At 68.0% G+C, this 24,669-nt stretch carries 24 protein-coding genes; 23 read left to right on the top strand and 1 reads right to left on the bottom strand.

Translation table 11 applies throughout. The features are described 5' to 3' along the window. Positions 1-103 precede the first annotated feature (103 nt). The 10 genes from ACKTT0_RS24420 (at position 104) to ACKTT0_RS24375 (ending at position 12,829) form a co-directional block, all read left to right on the top strand. Complete coding sequence (locus ACKTT0_RS24420) at positions 104-484, top strand: winged helix-turn-helix domain-containing protein (protein WP_407852306.1); 381 nt, start codon at positions 104-106, stop codon at positions 482-484. Between the two features lie 157 nt (positions 485-641). Continuing rightward, the gene (locus ACKTT0_RS24415; protein WP_407852305.1) at positions 642-1,883 is read left to right on the top strand and encodes an efflux RND transporter periplasmic adaptor subunit; all 1,242 of its coding nucleotides are present in this window, start codon (positions 642-644) and stop codon (positions 1,881-1,883) included. A 61-nt stretch (positions 1,884-1,944) separates the two neighbouring features. Beyond that, complete coding sequence (locus tag ACKTT0_RS24410) at positions 1,945-5,184, top strand: multidrug efflux RND transporter permease subunit (RefSeq protein ID WP_407852304.1); 3,240 nt, start codon at positions 1,945-1,947, stop codon at positions 5,182-5,184. Then, positions 5,181-6,683 (top strand): efflux transporter outer membrane subunit, encoded by a 1,503-nt coding sequence (locus tag ACKTT0_RS24405; RefSeq protein WP_407852303.1) that lies wholly within the window; start codon positions 5,181-5,183, stop codon positions 6,681-6,683. The genes ACKTT0_RS24410 and ACKTT0_RS24405 overlap by 4 nt, the downstream gene beginning before the upstream one ends. Then, positions 6,680-7,420: a pyridoxine 5'-phosphate synthase gene (gene pdxJ, locus ACKTT0_RS24400; protein ID WP_407852302.1), complete on the top strand. Its 741-nt coding sequence runs from the start codon at positions 6,680-6,682 to the stop codon at positions 7,418-7,420. The genes ACKTT0_RS24405 and pdxJ overlap by 4 nt, the downstream gene beginning before the upstream one ends. Positions 7,421-7,505: 85 nt before the next feature. Next, positions 7,506-7,943, top strand: coding sequence for a holo-ACP synthase (acpS, locus tag ACKTT0_RS24395; protein WP_407852301.1), 438 nt, complete (start codon positions 7,506-7,508; stop codon positions 7,941-7,943). A 43-nt stretch (positions 7,944-7,986) separates the two neighbouring features. Then, complete coding sequence (gene nagZ, locus ACKTT0_RS24390; RefSeq protein ID WP_407852300.1) at positions 7,987-9,042, top strand: beta-N-acetylhexosaminidase; 1,056 nt, start codon at positions 7,987-7,989, stop codon at positions 9,040-9,042. Beyond that, on the top strand, positions 9,005-10,834 hold the full coding sequence (uvrC, locus tag ACKTT0_RS24385) for an excinuclease ABC subunit UvrC (protein WP_407852299.1): 1,830 nt from the start codon (positions 9,005-9,007) through the stop codon (positions 10,832-10,834). Before nagZ ends, uvrC begins: the two co-directional genes overlap by 38 nt. Positions 10,835-10,872: 38 nt before the next feature. Continuing rightward, positions 10,873-11,445 carry a CDP-diacylglycerol--glycerol-3-phosphate 3-phosphatidyltransferase gene (gene pgsA, locus ACKTT0_RS24380; RefSeq protein WP_407852298.1) on the top strand — a complete coding sequence of 191 codons (573 nt, stop codon included), beginning with the start codon at positions 10,873-10,875 and terminating at the stop codon, positions 11,443-11,445. 82 nt (positions 11,446-11,527) lie between these two features. Next, complete coding sequence (locus ACKTT0_RS24375; RefSeq protein WP_407852297.1) at positions 11,528-12,829, top strand: MFS transporter; 1,302 nt, start codon at positions 11,528-11,530, stop codon at positions 12,827-12,829. Between the two features lie 78 nt (positions 12,830-12,907). Here ACKTT0_RS24375 and queF read toward each other — a convergent pair whose 3' ends face one another. After that, positions 12,908-13,729 (bottom strand): NADPH-dependent 7-cyano-7-deazaguanine reductase QueF, encoded by an 822-nt coding sequence (gene queF / locus ACKTT0_RS24370; protein ID WP_407852499.1) that lies wholly within the window; start codon positions 13,727-13,729, stop codon positions 12,908-12,910. Between the two features lie 311 nt (positions 13,730-14,040). Here queF and aceA point away from each other — a divergent pair, with 311 nt between their 5' ends. From aceA to ACKTT0_RS24305, 13 genes are all read left to right on the top strand, one after another. After that, complete coding sequence (gene aceA / locus ACKTT0_RS24365) at positions 14,041-15,363, top strand: isocitrate lyase (RefSeq protein ID WP_407852296.1); 1,323 nt, start codon at positions 14,041-14,043, stop codon at positions 15,361-15,363. Positions 15,364-15,587: 224 nt separating this feature from the next. Beyond that, positions 15,588-16,574 (top strand): P-type ATPase actuator domain-containing protein, encoded by a 987-nt coding sequence (locus tag ACKTT0_RS24360; RefSeq protein WP_407852295.1) that lies wholly within the window; start codon positions 15,588-15,590, stop codon positions 16,572-16,574. Then, positions 16,571-16,714, top strand: coding sequence for a cbb3-type cytochrome oxidase assembly protein CcoS (ccoS, locus tag ACKTT0_RS24355; protein WP_407852294.1), 144 nt, complete (start codon positions 16,571-16,573; stop codon positions 16,712-16,714). Before ACKTT0_RS24360 ends, ccoS begins: the two co-directional genes overlap by 4 nt. Positions 16,715-16,841: 127 nt before the next feature. After that, positions 16,842-18,317 (top strand): cytochrome-c oxidase, cbb3-type subunit I, encoded by a 1,476-nt coding sequence (ccoN, locus tag ACKTT0_RS24350; RefSeq protein ID WP_407852293.1) that lies wholly within the window; start codon positions 16,842-16,844, stop codon positions 18,315-18,317. Positions 18,318-18,327: 10 nt separating this feature from the next. Next, entirely contained in the window at positions 18,328-19,020 is a 693-nt protein-coding gene (ccoO, locus tag ACKTT0_RS24345) for a cytochrome-c oxidase, cbb3-type subunit II (protein ID WP_407852292.1), read from the top strand. A gap of 1 nt (position 19,021) precedes the next feature. Next, positions 19,022-19,192 (top strand): cbb3-type cytochrome oxidase subunit 3, encoded by a 171-nt coding sequence (locus ACKTT0_RS24340; protein WP_407852498.1) that lies wholly within the window; start codon positions 19,022-19,024, stop codon positions 19,190-19,192. Further along, positions 19,189-20,151, top strand: coding sequence for a cytochrome-c oxidase, cbb3-type subunit III (gene ccoP / locus ACKTT0_RS24335; RefSeq protein WP_407852291.1), 963 nt, complete (start codon positions 19,189-19,191; stop codon positions 20,149-20,151). The genes ACKTT0_RS24340 and ccoP overlap by 4 nt, the downstream gene beginning before the upstream one ends. 13 nt (positions 20,152-20,164) lie before the next feature. Further along, the gene (ccoG, locus tag ACKTT0_RS24330) at positions 20,165-21,574 is read left to right on the top strand and encodes a cytochrome c oxidase accessory protein CcoG (protein ID WP_407852290.1); all 1,410 of its coding nucleotides are present in this window, start codon (positions 20,165-20,167) and stop codon (positions 21,572-21,574) included. A 15-nt stretch (positions 21,575-21,589) separates the two neighbouring features. Next, positions 21,590-21,826 carry a hypothetical protein gene (locus tag ACKTT0_RS24325; protein WP_407852289.1) on the top strand — a complete coding sequence of 79 codons (237 nt, stop codon included), beginning with the start codon at positions 21,590-21,592 and terminating at the stop codon, positions 21,824-21,826. A gap of 12 nt (positions 21,827-21,838) precedes the next feature. Next, positions 21,839-22,087 (top strand): hypothetical protein, encoded by a 249-nt coding sequence (locus tag ACKTT0_RS24320; RefSeq protein ID WP_407852288.1) that lies wholly within the window; start codon positions 21,839-21,841, stop codon positions 22,085-22,087. 143 nt (positions 22,088-22,230) lie between these two features. Continuing rightward, positions 22,231-23,157 carry an ABC transporter ATP-binding protein gene (locus ACKTT0_RS24315; RefSeq protein WP_407852287.1) on the top strand — a complete coding sequence of 309 codons (927 nt, stop codon included), beginning with the start codon at positions 22,231-22,233 and terminating at the stop codon, positions 23,155-23,157. Beyond that, on the top strand, positions 23,154-23,915 hold the full coding sequence (locus ACKTT0_RS24310; RefSeq protein ID WP_407852286.1) for an ABC transporter permease: 762 nt from the start codon (positions 23,154-23,156) through the stop codon (positions 23,913-23,915). Before ACKTT0_RS24315 ends, ACKTT0_RS24310 begins: the two co-directional genes overlap by 4 nt. An 18-nt stretch (positions 23,916-23,933) precedes the next feature. After that, positions 23,934-24,665 (top strand): haloacid dehalogenase type II, encoded by a 732-nt coding sequence (locus ACKTT0_RS24305; RefSeq protein ID WP_407852285.1) that lies wholly within the window; start codon positions 23,934-23,936, stop codon positions 24,663-24,665. Positions 24,666-24,669: the final 4 nt, after the last annotated feature.

Genomic DNA, 24,669 nt, shown 5'->3' with positions numbered 1-24,669 from the left:
ACGGCACGCGGGTAATCTTTCGTATGGACGGGCAACCCGGTGTGCCGTCCTGTAGGCGCACTGTCGCGTCGCAGCAACGCGCTGTCATTCCCCTGATGCCACCATGGTCGTTTCCCCGTCTTCCGTTCCCGCCCCCGATCACTCCCTCGCCCGCGTGGTGTTCGCGCATCGCAGTGGCAGCGATGGCTGGTGGAGCCTGCTGTACCAGGGCTGGGTGCTGGTCACGCCGTCGGGCCAGCGCGTCAACCTCACCAGCACCGAACGCGCCTGCTTCCTCTGCCTGCTGGCCAGTCCGCAGCGCGAACTCACCCGCCAGGCCCTGATGCAGGCCGTTCCGCAGGCCAGCCTGCGCACCATCAACGTCTCCATCAGCCGCCTGCGCAAGAAGGTGCGCGCCGCTGGCGCCCGGCTGCCGCTGCATACCGTGCACGGCATGGGGTATGTATTCCTGGGCAACCTGGTGGCCGAGTCGGCCTCGTCGTAAGGCGGGAATACAGTGCGCAATACAGTAAGTATGCGCGAAAAGCTGTCGTTTTAAGACAAAAATACGGTACAGTAACGGGCTTCCCGAACGCCTATCCGGCGCGTTCGGCCCCGTGCGCGCGGACTCTCGCGGCGCGGTTCTACTCCGTGAGGACTTCATGCGTTTTTCGCCTCATCGTGTCTCGGGATTCGGCGCCGTCGCGCTTGCCGTCCTGGTCCTGGCAGGTTGCAAAGAACAGCCGCAGATGAATCCCGGCATGCCGCAGGTCAGCGTCGTTACCGTCCAGCCCAAGCCCGCGTCGATCATTTCCGAGCTGCCCGGCCGCGTCGACGCCGTGCGCGACGCGCAGATCCGCGCGCGGGTGACCGGCATCGTCCAGAAGATCGAGTTCGAGCAGGGCGGCGACGTCAAGGACGGCCAGCTCCTGTTCAAGATCGATCCGGCGCCCTACAAGGCGGCGCGCGACCAGGCCGCGGCCCAGCTCAAGCAGGCCCAGGCCGACCTGTACAGCGCCAAGGCGCTGGCCGACCGCTACGCGCCGCTGGTCAAGGCCAACGCGGTGAGCAAGCAGGAATACGACAACGCCGTGGCGGGCTACCGGCAGGCCGAAGCCGCCGTGGCGGCCGCCAAGGCCAACCTGGACAATGCCTCGATCAACCTCGGCTATACCGATGTCACGTCGCCCATCGACGGGCGCATCGGCAAGCCGCTGGTCACCGAAGGCGCGCTGGTCGAGGCCGCCTCGGCCACGCAGATGGCGCTGGTGCAGCAGCTCGACCCGGTCTATGTCGATTTCACGCAAAGCACGGGCGACCTGGCCAAGCTGCGCCAGGCCTTCGCCAGCGGCCAGATGGAGCGCGTGGGCCCGGACGCCGCCAAGGTCAGCGTGCTGCTCGAGGACGGCTCGGTCTACCCGCATGACGGCAAGCTGCTGTTCACCGGCATCACGGTCGATCCCACCACCGGCCAGGTCAACCTGCGCGCCGAGGTCCCCAATCCCGACCACATCCTGCTGCCCGGCATGTACGTGCGCGTGCGGGTCGACGAAGGCATCAACAAGCAGGCCCTGCTGGTGCCCCAGCAGGCGCTGCAGCGCACCGCCGATGGCATGCAGAGCCTGATGCTGGTCAAGGACAACAAGATCGAGCAGCTCGCCGTCACGACCGGCGGGGTCATCGACAACCAGTGGCTCATCACCAGCGGCCTCAAGGCCGGCGATGTGGTCGTGGTCGAGGGCTTCCAGAAGATCCGTCCCGGTGCGCCGGCGCAGGCTTCGCCGTGGAACCCGGGCGGGGCCGGCAAGGCCGCGCCGCCGGCCGGCGGCCAACCGCCCGACGCAGGCAAGCCCCCAGGCGAAGGGGCGGCGCCCCAGCAGCCGGCCGCGGGGCAGAAATCCTGAACGGCACGCGGCGCGATGCGCCGCGTGCCTGTTTTCGTGAGCACTTTCAGAGTCAGCCCACATGCCGCAATTTTTTATCGATCGACCGATTTTCGCCTGGGTAGTCTCCCTGTTCATCCTGCTCGCCGGGCTGTTGGCCATCCCCAACATGCCGGTGGCGCAGTACCCGGACGTGGCCCCGCCGGCGATCACCATCACCGCGACCTATCCCGGCGCGTCGGCCAAGGAAGTGGCCGAGTCGGTCACCAGCATCATCGAGGACGAGCTCAACGGCGCCAAGGGCCTGTTGTATTACGAGTCCGTCAGCGACTCCTACGGCCAGGCCCAGATCACCGCCACCTTCGCCCCGGGCACCGACCCGGACCTGGCCCAGGTGGACGTGCAGAACCGCGTCTCCAACGTGTCGGCGCAGCTGCCCGGCGCCGTGACGCAGCAGGGCATCCAGTACGAGCAGACCAGCGCCGGCTTCCTGCTGATCGTCACCCTGTCGTCCACCGACGGCTCGCTCGACCAGACCGCCCTGGCCGACTACATCACGCGCAACATCAAGAACCCGGTCTCGCGCGTGCCGGGGGTGGGGCAGTTCCAGCTGTTCGCGGCGCCGCGCGCCATGCGCATCTGGATCGACCCGGACAAGCTGGTGGGCTACAACCTCAGCGCCAGCGACGTGAACGCCGCCATCAGCCGGCAGAACGTGCTGATCTCGGCCGGCAGCATGGGCGCGCCGCCCAATCCGGACAGCCAGCGCTCCACTGCCACGGTTATCGTCAACGGCCAGCTTTCCACGGTCGAGGCCTTCGGCAACATCGTGCTGCGCGCCAACACCGACGGCTCGTCGGTGCGGCTGCGCGACGTGGCGCGCATCGAGGTGGGCGCGGACAACTACCAGTTCGGCGCGCGCCTGAACGGCAAGCCCACGGCGGCGTTCGCCATCGTGCTGTCGCCCGATGCCAACGCGCTGGCCACCGCCGAGGGCGTGCGGGCCGAGATGGAATCGCTGTCGCGGTATTTCCCCGGCAACATCACGTACGATATCCCGTACGACACGGCGCCGTACGTGAAGGTTTCGATCGAGCAGGTGCTGCACACGCTGGCCGAGGCCATGGTGCTGGTGTTCCTGGTGATGTTCCTGTTCCTGCAGAACGTCCGCTACACCCTCATCCCGGCCCTGGTGGTGCCGGTGGCCATGCTGGGCGCGTTCGCGGTGATGCTGGCGCTGGGCTTCTCCATCAACGTGCTGACCATGTTCGCCATGGTGCTGGCCATCGGCATCCTGGTGGACGACGCCATCGTGGTGGTCGAGAACGTCGAGCGCATCATGGCGACCGAAGGCCTGCCGCCCAAGGAGGCCACCAAGAAGGCCATGCCGCAGATCAGCGGCGCCATTGTCGGCATCACGCTGGTGCTGGTCACGGTGTTCCTGCCGCTGGCCTTCATGAGCGGCTCGGTGGGCGTTATCTACCGCCAGTTCTCGGTGGCCATGGCGGTGTCGATCTTCTTCTCGGCCTTCCTGGCGCTGACTTTCACGCCGGCCCTGTGCGCGACCATCCTCAAGCCCATCCCCAAGGGCCACCACGTCGACAAGAAAGGCTTCTTCGGCTGGTTCAACCGCAAGTTCGACGCCACCACGCACGGCTACCAGAACTGGGTCTCGCGCATCCTGCACAAGGGCGGGCGCATGATGCTGTTCTTCCTGCTGCTGGTGGTGCTGCTGGGCTGGCTGTATTTCCGCCTGCCCTCGTCGTTCCTGCCCGAGGAAGACCAGGGCTACGTGGTCAGCAACATCGAGCTGCCGGCCGGCGCGAGCGCCAACCGCACCATCGACGTGATCGAGCAGGTCGAGCAGTATTTCATGGGGCTGCCGCAGGTCGAGAACATCATCACGGTGCAGGGCTTCAGCTTCAACGGCAACGGCCTGAACGCCGCCATCGCGTTCTCCACGCTGAAGGACTTCTCCGAACGCAAGGGGCCGGGCGACTCGGCCGGCGCGATCGCCTTCGCGGCCTTCCAGAAGCAGCTCATGGGCATCCATGACGCGCAGGTGTTCACGCTGGTGCCGCCCGCGATCTCGTCGCTGGGCAATGCCAGCGGCTTCGACTTCCGGCTGCAGGACCGCGCCAACGCGGGCACCGAGGCGCTGGCGCAGGCCACCGCCCAGCTGATGGGCGAGGCCATGAAGAGCCCGGTGCTGTCGCAGGTGCGCATCACCGGGCTGGGGGCCGGGCCGCAGCTGAACCTGACCATCGATCGCGACAAGGCCGCCGCCCTGAGCGTGGACTTCGACGCGGCCGCCACGCTGATCTCCACGGCGCTCGGCTCGGCCTACATCGACAAGTTCCCGAACATGGGCCGCATGCAGAACATCTGGGTGCAGGCCGAGGCCCGCCATCGCATGCAGGTCGACGACATCCTCAAGATGAACGTCCGCAACACCGAAGGCGGCATGGTGCCCCTGTCGAGCTTCGTGACGGCCAAATGGACGGAAGGCCCAGTGCAGGTCGTGCGCTACAACAGCTACGAGTCCATGCGGATCGGCGGCGACGCCGCGCCCGGCTACAGCACCGGCGAGGCCATGGCCGAGATGGAGCGCCTGGTCGGGCAGTTGCCGGCCGGCTTCGGCTACGAATGGAACGGCCTGTCCTACCAGGAACGCCAGGCGGGCAACCAGGCGCCCATCCTGATGGGGCTGTCGCTGCTGGTCGTGTTCCTGGTGTTGGCCGCGCTGTATGAAAGCTGGGCCATCCCGCTGTCGGTGATGCTGGTGGTGCCGCTGGGCATGCTGGGCGCGGTCGCGCTGGTGTCGGTGCTGGGCATGTCCAACGACGTGTACTTCCAGGTGGGCATGGTGACCGTGATCGGCCTGGCGGCCAAGAATGCCATCCTGATCGTCGAGTTCGCCAAGGATCAGTACGCGCGCGGTATGGGGCTGTACGAGGCCACCGTCGAGGCGGCGCGCCTGCGCTTCCGTCCCATCCTGATGACCTCGCTGGCCTTCATCCTGGGCGTCATCCCGCTGGCCATCGCCACGGGCGCCGGCGCCGCCAGCCAGCGCGCGGTCGGCATCGGCGTGCTGGGCGGCATGTTGGCGGCCACGCCGTTCGCGGTCATCTTCGTGCCGACCTTCTTCGTCGTGGTGCTCGGCCTGTTCAAGACCAAGCCGCGCCTGCTCGGCAACGAGCTGAAGCAGTTCGAGGCCGAACAGGCCGCCAAGCGCGCCCGCGAATCGGCCTCCGACGATGCCGCCGACGGCTCCGGCAAGGCTTCCGATCAATCCGCCCCTGGGCAGGAGGGCAAGGAATGACCGCCCTGATGTACAAACGAACCGCGCTGTCGCTGTGCGTGGCCACGGCCCTGGCCGGCTGCTCGCTGGCGCCGGACTACCACCGTCCCGAGGCGCCGGTGTCGGCCGACTGGCCGGCCCAGCCCAAGGTCCAGTACGGCGCCTACGACACGCCGACCTCGCTGGCCGAACAGCCTGCCGCGGCGGTGGCGCCGGCGGCTGCGGTGCCGGCGGCCGACATCGGCTGGCGCGAGTTCTTCCGCGATCCGCGCCTGCAGAAGCTGATCGAGCTGGCGCTGGTCAACAACCGCGACCTGCGCATCGCCGTGCAGCGCGTCGAAGAGGCGCGCGCCCAGTACGGCGTGCAGCGCGGCGCGCAGTGGCCCAGCATCGGCGCCGGTATCGACGGCACGCGGCAGCGCACGCCGGCCAACATGAGCCCCACAGGCTCGGATACGGTCGGCAACACATTCCAGGCCGGCATCGGCCTGACCACCTTCGAGATCGACCTGTTCGGCCGGCTGCGCAGCCTGTCCGAGGCGGCCTACCAGCAATACCTGGCCACCGAGCAGTCGCAGCGCAGCGTGCACATCACCCTGGTGGGCGCGGTGGCGCAGGCCTACTTCACGCAGCGCGCCGCCGAGGTCCAGCTCGACCTGACCCGCAAGACGCTGGCTTCGCGCCAGGAGTCCTACGACCTGGTCAAGCGCCGCTTCGACGGCGGCGTGGCGTCGGAACTCGACCTGAACCAGGCCAAGGGCCTGCTCGACTCCGCCTCGGCCGACCTGGCGCAACTGGCGCGGGTGCGCGCCCAGTCCATCAATGCGCTGACCGTGCTGGTGGGCGCGCCGCTGCCGGCCGACCTGCCGCCGCCGGCCGAGTTCGGCCGCGACCAGCTGCTGGCCTCGGTGCCGGCCGGGCTGCCGTCGGACCTGCTCGAGCGCCGCCCGGACATCATGGCCGCCGAGAACCAGCTCAAGTCGGCCAACGCCAATATCGGCGCCGCGCGCGCGGCGTTCTTCCCCACCATCTCGCTGACCGGCATGCTGGGGTTCGCCAGCACTTCGCTGGGCTCGCTGTTCGAAGGCGGGCAGCGGGCCTGGAATTTCGCGCCGTCCATCACCACGCCGATCTTCGCCGGCGGCAGCATCCGCGAAGGCCTCAACCTGGCCAAGGCGCGCGACAACATCGCCGTGGCGCAGTACGAGCAGACCATCCAGCAGGCGTTCCGCGAAGTCTCGGACGCGCTGGCGGGCGAGGCCACCTACGGCGCGCAGCTCGATGCGCTGCGTTCGCTGCAGACCTCCACCGCCCGCACGCTGGAGCTGTCCACCCTGCGCTACCAGGGCGGCGTCGACAGCTTCCTGCAGGTGCAGACCGCGCAGGTGGATTTCTTCAGCGCCCAGCTGTCGCTGGTGCAGGCCGGCCTGGAAGCGCTGAACAACCGCGTGGAGCTGTACAAGGCCCTGGGCGGCGGCTGGCACGAAGCCACGCAGGTATCATCCGCAAAAGCACCATGATTGAACTGGGCGTCAATATCGACCACGTGGCGACGCTGCGCCAGCAGCGTCACACGAGCTATCCCGATCCGGTGGCCGCCGCGCTGCGCGCCGAAGACGCCGGCGCGGACCTGATCACCCTGCACCTGCGCGAGGATCGCCGGCACATCCAGGATGCCGACGTGCATGCCATCCGCCCGGTGCTGCGCACCCGCATGAACCTGGAGTGCGCCATCACCCCGGAAATGCTCGACATCGCCTGCGCCGTGCGGCCCAGCGATGTCTGCCTGGTGCCCGAGAAGCGCACCGAGCTCACCACGGAAGGCGGGCTGGACGTGGCCGGCGCGTTGCCGGACGTCAGCGCGGCCGTGGCGCGCCTGCGCGACGCCGGCATCCGGGTGTCGCTGTTCATCGACCCGGAGCCGGCCCAGATCCAGGCGGCCGCCCAGGCGGGCGCGCCCGTCATCGAACTGCATACCGGGGCGTACGCCGAGGCCGAAGGCGAGCGGGTCGCGCGCGAGCTCGACCGGCTGCGCGCCGCGCTGGCCGAGGGGCTGCGGCACGGCATGCGCGTCAACGCGGGCCACGGGCTGCATTACGGCAACGTGGCGCCGATCGCCGCGCTGGACGGCATCGCCGAGCTCAATATCGGCCATGCCATCGTCGCCCAGGCCGTGTTCGACGGCTGGGAGAAAGCCGTGCGCGACATGAAGGCGCTGATGGTGCAGGCGCGCGGCTTGGCGCTGCGGGGCCGCTGACGCGCCCGTCCGCGCGCTCGCGTATCATTCCAGGTACGGGGCGCCGTTGCCCCGCGACCCCCACGCCGCGCCCGCTCCACCGCCGATGCCCGACACCTCCGCCCCTCCGATCCCGACCCCTGCCGGCGGCATCGCCGGCATCGGCATGGACCTGCTGCGCATCGACCGTGTCGAGCGCGCGCTGGCACGCCACGGCGACCGCTTCGCCGAGAAGATCCTCGGCCCCGAGGAACTGCAGAAATTCCACGCCCGGCGTGCCCGCGACGCGGCGCGCGGGGTGCGCTTCCTGGCCACCCGCTTCGCCGCCAAGGAAGCCTTCTCCAAGGCCATCGGGCTGGGCATGCGCATGCCCATGACCTGGACCCGGGTGCAGACGCTCAACGCCCCGGGCGGCCGCCCGGTGCTGGTGATCGCGCCCAGCCTGCTCGAATGGTATGCGCCGCGCTTCGGCGCCGCCCATGTTTCCATCACCGACGAATCCGACCTGGCGGCCGCCTACGTGGTGGTCGAGCGCAAGCCCTGAGGCGGGCCGGTTCGTCTTTCCGGACATCAAAGGACAAATCCGTATGGCCAAGAAACACAAAGCGTCGCTGCCGCCGGGCCCGGTCATGGTCGACGTGGCCGGCACCCGGCTCACCAAGGAAGAAAAGCAGCGCCTGCGGCACCCCTTGGTGGGCGGCGTGATCCTGTTCGCGCGCAACTTCGAAAGCCGCCGCCAGCTGTGCGAACTGACGCGCAAGATCCACCGCGCCCGCGGCGAGCCGCTGCTGATCGCGGTCGACCACGAGGGCGGCCGCGTGCAGCGCTTCCGCGACGACGGTTTCACGCCGCTGCCGGCCATGCAGGCGCTGGGCAAGGCCTGGGACTGCGACCCCCTGGCCGCCATGCGGCTGGCCACCGAGGCCGGCTATGTGCTGGCCGCCGAACTGCGGGCCTGCGGCGTCGATCTCAGTTTCACCCCGGTGCTCGACCTGGACTACGGCGTCAGCCAGGTGATCGGCACGCGCGCCTTCCACCGCGACCCGCGCGTGGTGGCGATGCTGGCGCGCGCGCTGGCGCAAGGCCTGGCGCAGGCCGGCATGGCCGCCTGCGGCAAGCATTTCCCCGGCCACGGTTTCGTGGGCGCCGATTCGCACCACGAGATCCCGGTCGATCCGCGTTCGCTCGAGCGCATCCTGAAGGATGACGCCGCCCCCTATGCGTGGCTGGGCGACGCGGTGCTGCCGGCGGTGATGCCGGCGCATGTCATTTATCCCAAGGTCGACAAGCAGCCCGCCGGGTTTTCGCGGCGCTGGGTCCAGGAGATCCTGCGCGGCCGGCTCGGCTACGATGGCGTGGTGTTTTCCGACGACCTCACCATGGAGGGGGCGGCGGTGGCCGGCGACATCCTGGCGCGCGCCCAGGCCGCGCTGGGCGCGGGCTGCGACATGGTGCTGGTGTGCAACCGGCCCGACCTGGCCGACGACCTGCTGTCCCGCCTGGATGCGGACCACCCGGCCGAGTCGGTGGCGCGCATCCGCCGCCTGATGCCGCGCTTCGCCGCGCCCGACTGGGATACCCTGCAGGCCGAGAGCCGCTACCAGCATGCCCGACGAATTCAATCTCAAATCGTTCCTGGCTGACCTGCCGCACCTGCCCGGGGTCTACCGCCACCTGGACGCCGACGGCGAGGTCATGTATGTAGGCAAGGCGCGCGACCTGAAAAAGCGCGTCTCCTCGTATTTCCAGAAGAACCTCGCCAGTCCGCGCATCGCCCAGATGGTGGCCAAGGTGGCGCGCGTCGAGGTCACGGTGACGCGCTCCGAGGCCGAGGCGCTGCTGCTTGAGAACAACCTCATCAAGAGCCTGCGGCCGCGCTACAACATCCTGTTCCGCGATGACAAGTCGTACCCGTACCTGCTGATCACCGGCCATGAATGGCCGCGCATCGCCTACTACCGCGGCAGCACCAGCAAGCGCGGCCAGTTCTTCGGCCCGTTTCCCAATGCATGGGCGGTGCGCGAGACGATCCAGATCCTGCAGAAAGTGTTCCGCCTGCGCACTTGCGAGGACACCGTATTCGCCAACCGTTCGCGGCCCTGCCTGCTGCACCAGATCGGCCGCTGCTCGGCGCCTTGCGTGGGCGCCATTGGCGCCGCCGACTATGCCAGCGATGTCGGGCGCGCCGCGCGCTTCCTGAACGGCGAGGCGCGCGAGGTCATGGGCGAGATCGAGCAGCGCATGCTGCAGGCCTCCAGCGAGCTGCGCTTCGAAGAGGCCGCCGCGTTGCGCGACCAGATGGGTTCGCTGGCGCGCGTGCTGCACCAGCAGACCATGGAGGAGGCCAGCGGCGAGGACACCGACATCATCGCGGTGGCCTCGGCCGGCGGCAAGGTATGCGTGAACCTGGCCATGGTGCGCGGCGGCCGCCACCTGGGCGACAAGCCGTTCTTTCCGGTGCACGTCGATGGCCAGGAGGCGCCGCAGGTGCTCGAGGCCTTCATTGCCCAGCACTACACCGACAACCTCCTGCCGCCGGTGCTGGTCTGTACCCATGCGTTGCCCGATGCCGGCCTGATGGCTTTGCTGGCCGAACAGGCCGGCGCGCGCCCCGCGCGCGTGCTGACCCGGCCGCAGGGTGCGCGGCGCGCCTGGCTCGAGCAGGCCGCCAAGAACGCCGAACTGGCGCTGGCCCGGGCGCTGACCGAATCCGGCGCGCGCGCCGCCCGCACGCTGGCGCTGGCCGAGACGCTCGACCTGGACACCGACGAGGCCGCGCTGGACGCGCTGCGCATCGAATGCTTCGATATCAGCCACACCGCCGGCGAAGCCACCCAGGCGTCCTGCGTGGTGTTCCAGCACCACGACATGCAGCCGTCCCTTTACCGGCGCTACAACATCGCCGGCATCACGCCGGGCGACGACTACGCCGCCATGCGCCAAGTCCTCACGCGGCGCTTCGGCAAGGTGGCCGACGGCGAGGCGCCCATGCCCGGCCTGGTGCTGATCGATGGCGGCAAGGGGCAGGTGGAAGTGGCGCGGCAGGTGTTCGCCGAACTCGGCCTCGATATCCAGACGCTGGTCGGCGTGGCCAAGGGGGAAGGGCGCAAGGTGGGCCTGGAAACCCTGGTCTTCGCCGACGGGCGGCCGCCGGTGGCGCTGGGCGGCGAGTCGGCCGCGCTGATGCTGATCGCCCAGGTGCGCGACGAGGCGCACCGCTTTGCCATTACCGGCATGCGGGCGCGCCGCGCCAAGGCGCGCAATGTGTCGCGCCTGGAGGAAATCGAAGGGGTCGGCGCGCGCCGGCGCCAGCGGCTGCTGGCGCGCTTCGGCGGGTTCTCGGGGGTGGCCTCGGCCAGCATCGAGGACCTGGCCTCGGTGGACGGCATTTCCCATGAGCTGGCCGAGCGCATCTACGAAGCCCTGCGCGGGTGACGGAGTTTTTTCCGCCAGTGATGTAGCATACGCTCATTATGCCAATCAACGTGCCTATCATCCTGACGTGGCTGCGTATCGCCATGATTCCCCTGGTGGTCGGGTTGTTCTACATACCCGGCACCTGGATGGCCGAGCCCGCCCGGGATACCCTGGCCGCCTGGGCGTTCATCATCGCGGCCCTGACCGACTGGTTCGACGGCTGGCTGGCTCGCCGCTGGAACCAGACCTCGGCTTTCGGCGCGTTCCTCGACCCGGTGGCCGACAAGCTCATGGTGTGCGCCGCCCTGATCGTGCTGCTCGACCTCGGGCGGGTCGACGCCTTCATCTCGCTGATCATCATCGGCCGCGAGATCACCATTTCGGCCTTGCGCGAATGGATGGCCAAGATCGGCGCCAGCGCCAGCGTGGCCGTACACCGGCTGGGCAAGTTCAAGACCGCCGCGCAAATGGTCGCCATCCCGTGCCTGCTGTACAACCAGCCGCTGTTCGGCATGTCCAGCCGGCTGGTGGGCGATGTGCTGATCCTGATCGCGGCCGTGCTGACGGTCTGGTCGATGCTGTACTACCTGCAGCGCGCCTGGCCGGCCATCCGCGAGAAGTCCCAGTAGCCGGGCTGCCCGAGCCTCCGTCCAACAACCGAGCGGGCCGGTGGCGCCCGCGTTTTTCACGGCCCCGCCGGCCATCGCAGACATGTATTCCGCAGACTCCGCCGCGCTCGATTCCCCCGAACTGCGCCGCCGCGACTGGCTCACCATCCTGCTGATCGGCATTGCCCACGCCTCGTCGCATTTCTTCCAACTGGTGCTGCCGTCCCTGTATGTGTCGCTGGGCACGGCGTTCGGCCTCGACTTCGCCCGGCTGGGCCTGCTGGTGTCGGCCTTCTACGTGGTGTCGGGCATCGGCCAGGCTTCATCGGGCTTCGTGGTCGACCGGGTGGGCGCGCGCCCGGTACTGTGGTTCGGCCTGGCTTGCTTCGTGCTGTCCGGCGTGCTGATCGGCTCGGCCAACGGCTACGCCATGCTGATGGCCGCCGCCGTGGTCGGCGGCATCGGCAATTCGGTGTTCCATCCGGCCGACTACTCCATCATGAACCACCGCGTCAGCGCGCCGCGCCTGGGCCACGCCTTCAGCACGCATGGCCTGACCGGCAATCTCGGCTGGGCCCTGACGCCGGTGTTCATCACGTCCATCACGCTGCTGGCCGACTGGCGCGTGGCGGCTTTCAGCGCGGCCGGGCTGGTAGCGCTGGTGCTGCTGCTGACCGTGCTGGGCCGCGACCTGCTGGGCGGCCCCGCGCCCGAGGCCGCGACGCGCGAGGCGGCCCAGGCCCGCGCGCCGGCCGCCGCCGCGCCCCAGGAAAGCGTGCTGGCCACGCTGGCCGCCTTGCTGTCCAAACCGGTCTTGTGGGGGGCTTTCCTGTTCTTCGCCTGCTCGTCGATCGCGCTGTCCTCGGTGCAGAACTACACCATCCCGCTGCTGGGCGAGCTGTACGAGCTGTCCAAGGTCGTCGCCAGCTCGGCGCTGTCCGGCTACATGGTGGCCTCGGCGCTGGGCATGGCGGCCGGCGGCTTCCTGGTGTCGGCCAACCCGCGCACGGAGCTCACCGTGACCGTGGCGCTGATCCTGGCCGGCCTGACGCTGGTCGTGCTGGCGCTCGGCCTGGTGCCGGCCGGGCTGGCGGCCATCGTGGTGGGCGTGGCCGGCTTCTGCTCCGGCGTGGCCGCGCCCTCGCGCGACATGCTGGTGCGGCGCGTCACGCCCAAGGGCGCCACCGGTTCGGTGTACGGGCTGGTGTATTCGGGCATGGACGTCGGCTCGGCCCTGGGGCCGCTGGCCTTCGGCCTGCTGCTCGATGCCGGCCTGAACCAGGGGCCGTGGGTCGGCGCCGGGCTGGCCTTCGCGGCGGCGGCGCTGCTGGCGCAATGGATCGCGGTGCAGGCGCGCCGCGCCCCGGCCGCGCCTGCCGGCAAGCATTACAGCCCCCAGAAATGATCGCCGGCGCGCCGGCTGCCGGCGCTCCCCCTCGGCAGATGCCACGCCGCGGCCCGGGCCGTTCGCGCCGTAAGGAGCCTACTGCCGCGCCGTGCGCACGTCCGCGGGTGGCGCGGCTTCGACATTGCTGCGCCACGGGTTGATGTCCAGCCCGCCGCGCCGCGTGTAGCGGGCGTACACCGTCAGTTGCTCGGGCTGGCATGCCGCCATGATGTCCATATAGATACGTTCCACGCAATGCTCGTGGAATTCCGCATGGTCGCGGAACGACACCAGGTAGCGCAGCAGCGCGGGCCGGTCGAGCGGCCGGCCCCGGTAGCGGATTTGCACGCTGGCCCAGTCCGGCTGGCCGGTTACGGGGCAGTTCGACTTCAGCAGGCGCGAGGCGAGCGTCTCCTCGATGGTCTCGCCGTCGGCGCAGCGCAGCAGGGCGGGGTCGGGTGCATAGGTATCGATGTCCACATCCAGGTCGTCGATATAGTCCCCATCGAGTTCCGCCATGGCCTGCGCGCCGAAGCGCTCCGGCAGGATCAGCTCCACCCCCACCGCGCCGCCGGCGGCGGCCGACAGGTCGGCCGCCAGGCGATCATGCAACGCCCGGGCATCGTCCAGCCGCGTCTGGTTGTACGAATTCAAATACAGCTTGAACGACTTGGACTCGATGATGTTGGGGCTGTCGGCCGGCACCATGAAGCGCGCCATGGCCACCCGAGGCTTGCCGCGGGCGTCGAGCCACGACAATTCGTAGGCATTCCAGATATCGGCGCCGGCAAAAGGCAGGCGGCCCGTCAGTCGAAGGCTGGCGCGATTGTGCGCGCGCGCGATGGGAAACAGCAGGCCGGGGTCATAGTGCGACGGATACGCGACGCTCTGGCCCAGCGGGGCATTGGACAGCGACATGGGAAAGGCGGACAAAAACACAGCCCTCATTGTAGGGCACCGAAAGCCGCGCTTCCGGATTGTGAAATCAGCCCGCCGCCATATGAAAGCGCCTGCTGCAAAGCAGCGCGAGCGCATTTCACAGCGGACAATTTGTTTTCATAATAAGAAATAAGACTTTTAAATAATTGATTTTTAAAGAAAAATAATTTGGTCTTATATAAGAGACAGGCCGACATTGCCCCGCAGCACAGGAATAGACTTTTATCCAACGCGGCGCGACCGGCGCAGCAACGGATTCTCTGTCTTTTCCCTACCTGAGGAGCATCTTCATGAGCAATCGCGAAACCGAAATCCGCAGCCTGCAGAAGGATTGGGCTGAAAACACCCGTTGGCAGGGCATCAAGCGCGCCTATAGCGCCGAGGATGTCATCCGCCTGCGCGGCTCGGTGGCCGTGGAACACACCCTGGCCCGCCGCGGCGCGACCCGCCTGTGGGAACTGATGCACAGCGAACCGTTCGTCAATTCGCTTGGCGCGCTGACCGGCAACCAGGCCATGCAGCAGGTCAAGGCCGGCCTGAAGGCCATCTACCTGTCGGGCTGGCAGGTGGCGGGCGACGCCAACCTGGCCGGCGAGATGTACCCCGACCAGTCGCTGTACCCCGCCAATTCGGTGCCGCAGGTGGTCCGCCGCATCAACAATGCCCTGGCGCGCTGCGACCAGATCCAGTGGATGGAAGGCAAGAACCAGGGCGACGATGGCTACATCGATTACTACGCGCCCATCGTGGCCGACGCCGAGGCCGGCTTCGGCGGCGTGCTCAATGCCTTCGAGCTCATGAAGGCCATGATCGAGGCCGGCGCCGCTGGCGTGCACTTCGAAGACCAGCTCGCCTCCGTGAAGAAATGCGGCCACATGGGCGGCAAGGTGCTGGTGCCCACCCGCGAGGCCGTTGCCAAGCTGGTCTCGGCGCGGCTGGCGGCCGACGTCATGGGCACGCCCACCGTGCTGCTGGCGCGCACCGATGCCGACGCGGCCGACCTGGTCACCAGCGACATCGACGAGAACGACCGTCCCTTCATTACCGGCGAACGCACCGTCGAAGGCTTCTTCCGCACCAAGGCCGGCATCGAGCAGGCCATCTCGCGCGGCCTGGCGTATGCGCCGTATGCCGACCTGATCTGGTGCGAAACCTCCACGCCCAACCTGGACTACGCGCGCAAGTTCGCCGAGGCCATCCATCGCCAGTTCCCCGGCAAGCTGCTGGCCTACAACTGCTCGCCGTCGTTCAACTGGAAGAAGAACCTGGACGACGCGACCGTCGCCAAGTTCCAGCGCGAGCTCGGCGCCATGGGCTACAAGTTCCAGTTCATCACGCTGGCCGGTTTCCATGCCCTCAACTACGGCATGTTCGAACTGGCGCACGGCTATGCGCGCCGCCAGATGAGCGCCTTCGTCGAGCTGCAGCAGAAGGAATTCGCCGCCGCCGAGCTGGGCTTCACCGCCGTCAAGCACCAGCGCGAAGTCGGCACCGGCTACTTCGACGCGGTCACGCAGACCATCGAGGGCGGCCAGTCGTCCACCACGGCGCTTACCGGCTCGACCGAAGAGGCCCAATTCGAGCATGGCCACCGGGAAACGGCCGCGGCGTAAGGTCTTGAATTTTCAGTTGCTGTTGTAGGGTGGATTCGGGGTGTCTTCGGGCACCCCCTTTTTTTGGGTTGGCCGCGCCGAAAACGCGCGGCGGAGTTTGATCGCGGAGCGAGGGGGGCGGATCTGTGGCGCGGTAGCGTGAGCGGCAGTAAGAAGGTCTTCTCTTGCAGCCAGCTTGATTTCCATCAAATTGGTTGCCGGACGCCGTCGCTACGATCGGGCACATGCCTGGACACTCCATTTTCTCCGTGCCACCGGACCTGCCCGCCGCCGACCGGCGGGCGCGGCGCCATGCCTTGCTACGCCTGGGCTGGGCCTGGCTGGCCATGATGCAGGTCATGATGTTCGCCTGGCCCGGCTATGTCCGCCACCCGGGCATCCCGCCCGACGCCCTGGCCACGCTGGACTGGGCCATCGTGCTGATGAACTGGGCCAGCCTGGTCCTGACGGTGCCGGTGGCCGTGTATTCCGCCTGGCCCATCTGGCAGGGCGCAGCGCGCAGCCTGCGGCAAGGCCGCGCCGGCATGGACGTGCCCGTGGCCCTGGGCATCGTCGCCGCCTTCCTGCCCAGCGTGCACGCCACCTGGCTGCGCCACGGCGAGGTCTATTTCGATTCCGTCACCATGTTCGTGGCCTTCCTGCTCACGGCCCGCTACCTGGCGCTGTGCGCGCGCCAGTCCATCGCGCCGCGCGAGGGCGGCGCGCGGGCGCGCCGCCATGTCCGGCTCGAGCGCTGGCGCCGAACGCTGGGCCGCGCGGCGGACCGCGTGGCGGCCCGCTTCGTGGCGGTGCAGCTCGCGCTGACGCTGGCCGCCGGCGCGGCCTGGGCGGGGTTCGACGCGCCCCATGCCGTACCGGTCATGGTGGCGCTGCTGGTCATCAGCTGCCCGTGCGCCATGGCCATGGCCGTGCCCACGGCGCTGGCCGCCGCGCATGCCGCCGCCGGGCGTGCCGAACTGGACTCCCGCCAGTTCCGCCAGTTGGTCGCGGCGGCGCGCCGCACCGCCCGCCAGAGCCTCTACGGCTCGCTGGCCTGGCATCTGCTGATGACGCCGCTGGCGCTGGCCGGGTGGGTAGCGCCCTGGTTGGCGGCCATCACCATGCTGCTGTCGTCGCTGGCGGTGGCGGGGCATGCGTGGCGCCTGTACCGCCGCTGGCGGGCGCCGGCGGCCCCTTCATGCGCCTCGGCCGGCGCGCCGGTCGCGCCATGACCATCCTGTACCTGTTGCTGCCGCTGTCGCTGCTGTTCGTGCTGGTCATCGGCCTGGCGCTCGGCTGGGCCGTGTTCAACGGGCAATTCGACGAACCCGACGACGCCGCGGCATCGATTCTGTCCGACCGCGATGCCTAGCGAAACATAGATGCGCCAGTTGTTTCTAAAGCCCCTACCAACGGCTCAACTTAGTCTTGATCTTGGTCAAGACGCCCAATCCCAGGGGGACGCATCATTCCATCTCCGCAGCAGCCGGGGATAAGGAATGAATCATCGCAACACGAGCGACGATCAACTGGAAACGTTCAACTACAAGGTCGTCAGGCAATTCGCCATCATGACGGTGGTGTGGGGCATCGTCGGCATGGCCGTCGGCGTCCTCATCGCGGCCCAGCTCATCTGGCCGCAACTCAACTTCGATATTCCCTGGCTGACGTATGGCCGGCTGCGGCCGCTGCATACCAATGCGGTGATCTTCGCATTCGGCGGCAGCGGCCTGTTCGCGACCTCGTACTACGTCGTGCAGCGCACCTGCCAGGCGCGCCTGTTCAGCGACAAGCTGGCGGCCTTCACGTTCTGGGGCTGGCAGGCGGTGATCGTCGCGGCCGCCATCACGCTGCCGCTGGGCTACACCAGCAGCAAGGAATACGCCGAACTGGAATGGCCCATCGACATCCTCATCACGCTGGTGTGGGTGGCCTACGCCATCGTGTTCTTCGGCACCATCGTCAAGCGGCGCGTCAAGCACATCTACGTGGCCAACTGGTTCTTCGGTTCGTACATCCTGACCATCGCCATCCTGCACATCTTCAACAACATCGAGCTGCCCGTCTCGCTGTGGAAGTCGTACTCGGCCTACGGCGGCGTGCAGGACGCCATGGTGCAGTGGTGGTACGGTCACAACGCGGTCGGCTTCTTCCTGACCACCAGCTTCCTGGGCATGATGTACTACTTCGTGCCCAAGCAGGCCGGCCGGCCCATCTATTCGTACCGGCTGTCGATCGCGCACTTCTGGGCGCTGGCCTTCACCTACATGTGGGCCGGGCCCCACCACCTGCTGTACACCTCGCTGCCCGACTGGACCCAGTCGCTCGGCATGACATTCTCGCTGATCCTGCTGGCGCCCTCGTGGGGCGGCATGATCAACGGCATCATGACGCTGCAGGGCGCCTGGCACAAGCTGCGCACCGATCCCATCCTGAAGTTCCTGGTCACCGCGCTGTCGTTCTACGGCATGTCCACCTTCGAAGGCTCGATGATGTCGATCCGCACGGTCAACGCGTTGTCGCACTACACCGACTGGACGGTCGGCCACGTGCACTCCGGCGCGCTCGGCTGGGTCGCCATGATCACCTTCGGCTCGCTGTACTACCTGATCCCGCGCCTGTATGGCCGCACCGCCATGCACAGCGTCCGCGCCATCGAGCTGCATTTCTGGGTAGCCACGGTGGGCGTGGTGCTGTACATCGCCTCCATGTGGATCGCCGGCGTGCAGCAGGGCCTGATGTGGCGCAATACGGCCGTGGACGGCACGCTGGTGTACAGCTTCGTCGAGGAGCTCAAGACGCGCCTGCCGTACTACCTCATCCGGCTCGCCGGCGGCGCCCTGTACTTGTCGGGCGTGTTCATCATGGCCTGGAACATCTGGATGACGGTGCGCGGGCAGCGCGCCGCCAATCCCGCGATCCCGCCCGCCGAGCCGCGCGAGCGCATGGCCGCCGCCGTTCCCGCCACCGCCTGACGAGGTCCCCATGGCAAACAAGCAACACGGTTTTTTCTCGCACCAGACGCTCGAGAAGAACATCGGCCTGATGATCATCGCCAGCATCCTGGTGGTCTCCTTCGCCGGGCTGGTGCAGATCGTCCCGCTGTTCTTCCAGCATTCCACCACCCAGGCGGTGTCGGGCGTCGCGCCCTACGACGCCCTGCGCCTGATGGGGCGCGACGTCTACATACGCGAGGGCTGCGTAGGCTGCCATTCGCAGCAGGTGCGCATGCTGCAGGCCGAAGTGCAGCGCTACGGCGCCTATTCCGAGGCGGCCGAGTCAGTGTTCGACCACCCCTTCCTGTGGGGCTCCAAGCGCACTGGCCCGGACCTGGCGCGCGTGGGCGAGCGTTATTCCGACGAATGGCACCGCATCCACCTGCGCGACCCGCGCCTGGTGGTGCCGGAGTCGAACATGCCGTCGTATCCCTGGCTGCAGCACACGACGCTGGCCGGCCAGAACGTGCAGGAGCGCATGCGCGCATTGCGCAAGCTCGGCGTGCCCTACAGCGACGCCGAGATCGAGGCCGCGCCACAGGCCATCGCCGGCAAGACCGAGGAAGACGCCCTGGTGGCCTACCTGCAGGGCCTGGGCGTGGGCTTGCGCAAGGCGCGCCAGGCCGAGGCCGAGCAAGCGCGGCAGCAGGCGGCCCAGCCGGCCGCGGGGCAGGGGGGCTGACATCATGGTGTACATCGTGGGAATCATGACCGCCGTATCGATGGCGACCTTCATCGGGATCGTCTGGTGGGCGTACTCGCGTGGCCGGCAAGGCGCCAACCGCGAAGCGGCGCTGCTGCCGTTCGCGCTACCCGATGAAGACGGACACGAACTAGGAGCAACGCGGCCATGAGCGATTTCATCAACGGCTTCTGGAGCTATTTCATTGCCATCATCGCGCTGGGCGGCATCGCCTGGTGTCTGTGGCTGCTGTATACGCAGCGGCGCTGGCTCGGCAACCGTCCGGCCAGCGGGCCGGTCGACGATACCGGGCATGTCTGGGACGAGGATCTCACCGAGCTCAACAATCCGCTGCCGCGCTGGTGGGCCTGGATGTACCTGCTGCTATGCGTGTTCGCGCTCGGCTACCTGTTGCTGATGCCGGGGCTGGGGGCGTTCAAGGGCGTGCTGGGCTATACCACGGCCGACGAGGTGCGGCGCCACCAGGCGCAGCTGGCCGAGCAGGTCAAGCCGGTGTATGCGCGCTTCGAAACCATGACGGTGCCGCAGATCGCCGCCGATCCCGCCGCGCGCCAGATCGGCGAGCGGCTGTTCCTGAATACCTGCGCGCAATGCCATGGCTCGGACGCGCGCGGCGGGCGCAGCTTTCCCAACCTGACCGATGCCGATTGGCTGCACGGCGGCGCGCCGGAGGCCATCCAGCAGACTATCACCCATGGCCGGCACGGCATCATGCCTCCCTGGAAGGCCAGCATCGACGCCGCCACCGCCAGCGACATCGCCCATTATGTGCGCTCGCTTTCGGGGTTGGCGGCCGACCCGATCAAGGTGTTCCGCGGCCAGCGCGAGTTCGGCACTGTCTGCGTGGCCTGCCATGGCGTGGACGGCAAGGGCAACCAGGTCCTGGGCGCGCCCAACCTGACCGACGAAACCTGGTTGTACGGCAGTTCGGAAGCCACCATCGTGCAGACCATCCTGGAGGGCCGTGACAACCGCATGCCGGCGCACGACGCCGTGCTGACGCCCGAACAGATCAAGATCCTGACGGCCTGGGTATGGGGGTTGTCGAACACGTCCGACGGGTCCGGCAGCGCGGGCACGCCGGCCACGAGCCAGGCGGCAGCACAGTAGCAGCGGGGGCAGGGTGCAGTCCGATTCGCTTGAACACACGATCGACGAGGTGCGCGGCAAGATTCACCCGCGCTCGGTCACGGGCGTCTTCGCGCGCTGGCGGGTGGTGTTCGTCTTCCTGACGCAACTGGTGTTCTACGGCATGCCGTGGCTGCAATGGAATGGCCGCCAGGCCGTGCTGTTCGACCTGGGCGCACGCAAGTTCTACCTGTTCGGCCTGGTGCTGTGGCCGCAGGACGTCGTCTATCTGGCGGTGCTGCTGGTCATTTCCGCGTTGTCGCTGTTCCTGTTCACGGCGGTGGCCGGCCGGCTGTTCTGCGGCTACGCCTGCCCGCAGACGGTCTACACCGAGATCTTCATGTGGATCGAGCGCAAGGTCGAGGGCGACCGGCTGGCCCGCATCCGCCTGGACGCCGCGCCCTGGAGCCTGCGCAAGTTGCGCCTCAAGCTGGCCAAGCACGCGCTGTGGATCGTCGTGGCGTGGTGGACGGGCTACACCTTCATCGGTTATTTCGCGCCGATCCGCGACCTGGGCGCGGCCTTGCTGGCGCTGCAGCTGGGGCCCTGGCAATGGTTCTGGATGCTGTTCTACGGGTTCGCCACCTGGGGCAACGCCGGTTTCATGCGCGAGGCCGTCTGCAAATACATGTGTCCCTACGCGCGCTTCCAGAGCGTGATGGTCGACCCGGACACCTTCGTGGTCACCTACGACAAGGGCCGCGGCGAGCCGCGCGGCGGCCGCTCGCGCAAGGCGGACCACAAGGCCGCCGGCCTGGGCGATTGCGTTGATTGCAGCCTGTGCGTGCAGGTCTGTCCCACCGGCATCGATATCCGCGACGGGCTGCAATACCTGTGCATCGGCTGCGGGGCATGCGTCGATGCCTGCGACCAGGTCATGGGCAAGATGCAGTATCCGGCCGGCCTGATCCGCTACACCTCGCAGCGCGCCGTGCAGGAAGGCTGGTCGGCGCGCCGGGCGCGGGCCCGCCTGCTGCGGCCGCGGGTCCTGATCTACGCCACGATCATCCTGGCGCTGTCGGCTGCCTTCGTGGCGTCGCTGGCGCTGCGCAGCCCGCTGCGGGTCGACGTGATCCGCGACCGCGGCGTGCTGGCGCGCGAAGTGCCGGGCGGCATGATCGAGAACGTCTACCGCCTGCAGCTCATCAATACGTCCGAAGCGCCCATGCGGCTGCAGCTGTCGGCCGGCGGGCTGCCCGGGCTGGCCGTGCACGCCGAACGGCAGGCCGGCCCCGACATCCTGCTGGAACCGTACGCCAACCGGCTGGTGCCGGTGGTCATCCGCGCGCCGGTCGGCGCCGTCGCGCCGGGCCCGCACCCCATCCAGGTGCGGGCGCGGGCGCAGACACCCGACGGGCGCCTGGTCGAACGCAACGAGCCTTCCAGTTTCTACATGCCCGATTGATTCCGGAGCCAGCACATGAATACGTCCCAACCATCCAATGCCTGGTATCGCGAGCCGTGGCCCTGGTTCCTGATGACCGGTCCGCTGCTGGCCATGCTGGGATGCATCATCACCATTTACCTGGCCGTGACGCGCTTCGACGACCAGCCCATCACCGCGGGGGCGGTCAAGCGCGGCCTGGTGGTCGAGCGCGTCGAGGGCGGCGCGCCGGCGGCCGAGCCCGCCGCCGGCCCGGCGTCCACCCGTCCCTGAGCGGAGCCGACCATGCGCTGGCGCCTGCTGATGTGGATACTCTGGCCCTCTTTCCTGGCGGCCGCGGCGGGCAGCGCGCTGGTTTTCGCGCTGATCGACCCCCTGGACGTGGCCGTGCTCGGCCAATGGCAGCCTGGCCGCATGGCGTTCTACACCGTGTCGTTCTTCGTGCTGTGGCTGATCGCCGGGGTGTCGAGCGCCCTGACGGCCTGGCTGGCGCCGGGGGCGTGGCGCGGCGCGCCGGACCCGGATTCCTTCTAGGCGCCCAGCCGCGCCGGGGCAGGGCGGGAAAAGCCAGCGAAAACAACCGGTTACGTGGCGGAATACAGTTGTGGCGCGGGCGGAACGATGCGCCGATGTCGAGCAAGTAGAATCATTGCGTTCATCGACATATCGAGGTCCGCGTGCAGCCCGTCATTTCCGTGCAAGGCCTGTCCAAGACGTACGCGTCCGGACACCAGGCCTTGAAGAACGTCAACCTGGACATCCACCGCGGCGAAATCTTCGCCCTGCTGGGGCCGAACGGCGCCGGCAAGACCACCCTGATCAGCATCATCTGCGGCATCGTCAACCCCGGCGAGGGCAAGGTGCTGGCCGATGGCCATGACATCGTGGCCGACTACCGGGCGGCGCGCTCGCGCATCGGCCTGGTGCCGCAGGAAATCTCCACCGACGCCTTCGAAAGCGTGTGGAGCACCGTGACCTTCAGCCGGGGGTTGTTCGGCAAGCCGGCCAACCCCGCGTATATCGAGAAGGTGCTGCGCGACCTGTCACTGTGGGACAAGAAGGACTCGCGCATCATGGCGCTGTCCGGCGGCATGAAGCGCCGGGTGATGATCGCCAAGGCGCTGTCGCACGAGCCGCAGATCCTGTTCCTGGACGAACCCACCGCGGGCGTCGACGTGGAACTGCGCCGCGGCATGTGGGACATGGTGCGGCGCCTGCGCGACAACGGCGTCACTATCATCCTGACCACGCACTATATCGAAGAAGCGCAGGAAATGGCCGACCGCATCGGGGTGATCCGCCAGGGCGAGATCATCCTGGTCGAGGAAAAGCATGCGCTGATGAAAAAGCTGGGCAAGCGCCAGGTGGCGCTGACCCTGAAAGAGCCCCTGGCCGAGGTGCCCGCCGTGCTGGCCGCCTACGGGCTGGAGCTGTCGGATGAGGGCCACCAACTGGTGTATACCTACGACAACCAGCAGGGCGGCGCGGAGATCGCCCGCCTGCTGCGGCAACTGGACGAGGCGGGCATCGAGTTCACGGACCTCAGTTCCTCCGAGAGTTCGCTCGAGGAAATTTTCGTCAGCCTGGTGAGCACCCAATCATGAATTTCTACGCCATCCGCGCCATCTATCTGTTCGAAATGGCCCGCGCCTGGCGCACGCTGATGCAGAGCGTGGCCTCGCCGGTAGTGTCCACGGCGCTGTATTTCGTGGTGTTCGGCTCGGCCATCGGGTCGCACATGGTGCAGATCGAAGGCGTCAGCTACGGCGCCTTCATCGTGCCTGGCATGATCATGCTGTCGCTGCTGACGCAGAGCGTGGCCAACGCCTCGTTCGGCATCTACATGCCGCGCTTCACCGGCACCATCTACGAGATCCATTCCGCGCCCATTTCGTACGTGGAGATCGTGACTGGCTACGTCGGCGCGGCCGCCAGCAAGTCGATTATCCTGGGCCTGATCACGCTGGCCACCGCACGCCTGTTCGTCGACTTCAGCATCGCGCATCCGTTCTGGATGGTGGCGTTCCTGGTGCTGACCTCGCTGACCTTCAGCCTGTTCGGCTTCATCATCGGCGTATGGGCCGACGGCTTCGAGAAGCTGCAGATCATTCCGCTGATGATCATCACGCCGCTGACTTTCCTGGGCGGGACGTTCTATTCGATCAACATGCTGCCGCCATTCTGGCAGACCGTCACGCTGTTCAACCCGGTGGTATACCTGGTCAGCGGCTTCCGCTGGAGCTTCTACGGCGTGTCGGACGTCAGCGTGGGCATCAGCCTGGGCATGACGCTGGCCTTCCTGGCGGCCTGCCTGGCGGGCGTGCGCTGGATATTCAAGACAGGCTACCGCCTCAAGACCTAGCTTCGAGGGAGCATACACATGGCGTGGGACAAGGTGCAGGCGCTGGTATTCGACGTGTTCGGCACGGTGGTCGACTGGCGCGGCGGCGTGGCGCGCGAGGCGGCGCCGTTCCTGGCGCGGCATGGCCGGCGCGACATCGACCCGGCGGCCTTCGCCGACGCGTGGCGCAGCCACTACTCGCCGTCCATGGAGGCGGTGCGCAGCGGGCTGCGGCCGTTCGTGCGGCTGGACGTGCTGCATCGCGAGAACCTGGAGGCCGCGCTGCGCGACGTGGGCATGGACCCGGCCGCGCTGCCGCCCGCCGAACTGGACGCGCTGAACCTGGCCTGGCATCGGCTCGACCCGTGGCCCGACGCCCTGGAAGGGCTGGCGCGGCTGAAGGCGCGCTATATCATCGCGCCGCTGTCCAATGGCAATATCCGCCTGATGCTGGACATGGCCAAGCGCGCCGGCCTGCCCTGGGACGCCATCCTGGGCGCCGAGGTGGCGCAGGCCTACAAGCCCATGCCGGAAGCCTACCTGCGCACCGCCGAGGTGCTGGGCCTGGCGCCCGGCGAGGTCGGCATGGTGGCCGCGCACAATGGCGACCTGGCGGCGGCGCGCCAATGCGGCCTGCGGACCGCTTTCGTGTGCCGGCCAGCCGAGCACGGCCCTGGCCAGGCCACCGACCTGCGGCCCGAGCAGGAATGGGACGCGGTGGCGGGCGATTTCGGCGAGCTGGCGGATCAGTTGCTGGCGCACGGCCGTTGACTGG

This window comes from Bordetella saccharivorans, from assembly GCF_045862855.1.
Lineage (GTDB): Bacteria > Pseudomonadota > Gammaproteobacteria > Burkholderiales > Burkholderiaceae_B > Bordetella_A > Bordetella_A petrii_F.
Note: the sequence above shows the minus strand (reverse complement) of the source record. Positions and strands in the feature narration are given on the sequence as shown.

Bases quoted from the DNA above. Each gene is read 5' to 3' on its own strand.
- acpS (WP_407852301.1), top strand. From the start codon at position 7,506: ATGCCCGACACCTCCGCCCCTCCGATCCCGACCCCTGCCGGCGGCATC.
- aceA (WP_407852296.1), top strand. From the start codon at position 14,041: ATGAGCAATCGCGAAACCGAAATCCGCAGCCTGCAGAAGGATTGGGCT.
- ccoS (WP_407852294.1), top strand. From the start codon at position 16,571: ATGACCATCCTGTACCTGTTGCTGCCGCTGTCGCTGCTGTTCGTGCTG.
- ACKTT0_RS24405 (WP_407852303.1), top strand. From the start codon at position 5,181: ATGACCGCCCTGATGTACAAACGAACCGCGCTGTCGCTGTGCGTGGCC.
- ACKTT0_RS24420 (WP_407852306.1), top strand. From the start codon at position 104: ATGGTCGTTTCCCCGTCTTCCGTTCCCGCCCCCGATCACTCCCTCGCC.
- ACKTT0_RS24375 (WP_407852297.1), top strand. From the start codon at position 11,528: ATGTATTCCGCAGACTCCGCCGCGCTCGATTCCCCCGAACTGCGCCGC.
- ccoN (WP_407852293.1), top strand. From the start codon at position 16,842: ATGAATCATCGCAACACGAGCGACGATCAACTGGAAACGTTCAACTAC.
- ACKTT0_RS24410 (WP_407852304.1), top strand. From the start codon at position 1,945: ATGCCGCAATTTTTTATCGATCGACCGATTTTCGCCTGGGTAGTCTCC.
- ccoP (WP_407852291.1), top strand. From the start codon at position 19,189: ATGAGCGATTTCATCAACGGCTTCTGGAGCTATTTCATTGCCATCATC.
- ACKTT0_RS24305 (WP_407852285.1), top strand. From the start codon at position 23,934: ATGGCGTGGGACAAGGTGCAGGCGCTGGTATTCGACGTGTTCGGCACG.
- pdxJ (WP_407852302.1), top strand. From the start codon at position 6,680: ATGATTGAACTGGGCGTCAATATCGACCACGTGGCGACGCTGCGCCAG.
- ACKTT0_RS24415 (WP_407852305.1), top strand. From the start codon at position 642: ATGCGTTTTTCGCCTCATCGTGTCTCGGGATTCGGCGCCGTCGCGCTT.
- ACKTT0_RS24320 (WP_407852288.1), top strand. From the start codon at position 21,839: ATGCGCTGGCGCCTGCTGATGTGGATACTCTGGCCCTCTTTCCTGGCG.
- ccoO (WP_407852292.1), top strand. From the start codon at position 18,328: ATGGCAAACAAGCAACACGGTTTTTTCTCGCACCAGACGCTCGAGAAG.
- ACKTT0_RS24325 (WP_407852289.1), top strand. From the start codon at position 21,590: ATGAATACGTCCCAACCATCCAATGCCTGGTATCGCGAGCCGTGGCCC.
- pgsA (WP_407852298.1), top strand. From the start codon at position 10,873: ATGCCAATCAACGTGCCTATCATCCTGACGTGGCTGCGTATCGCCATG.
- ACKTT0_RS24310 (WP_407852286.1), top strand. From the start codon at position 23,154: ATGAATTTCTACGCCATCCGCGCCATCTATCTGTTCGAAATGGCCCGC.
- queF (WP_407852499.1), bottom strand. From the start codon at position 13,729: ATGTCGCTGTCCAATGCCCCGCTGGGCCAGAGCGTCGCGTATCCGTCG.
- ACKTT0_RS24360 (WP_407852295.1), top strand. From the start codon at position 15,588: ATGCCTGGACACTCCATTTTCTCCGTGCCACCGGACCTGCCCGCCGCC.
- nagZ (WP_407852300.1), top strand. From the start codon at position 7,987: ATGGCCAAGAAACACAAAGCGTCGCTGCCGCCGGGCCCGGTCATGGTC.
- uvrC (WP_407852299.1), top strand. From the start codon at position 9,005: ATGCCCGACGAATTCAATCTCAAATCGTTCCTGGCTGACCTGCCGCAC.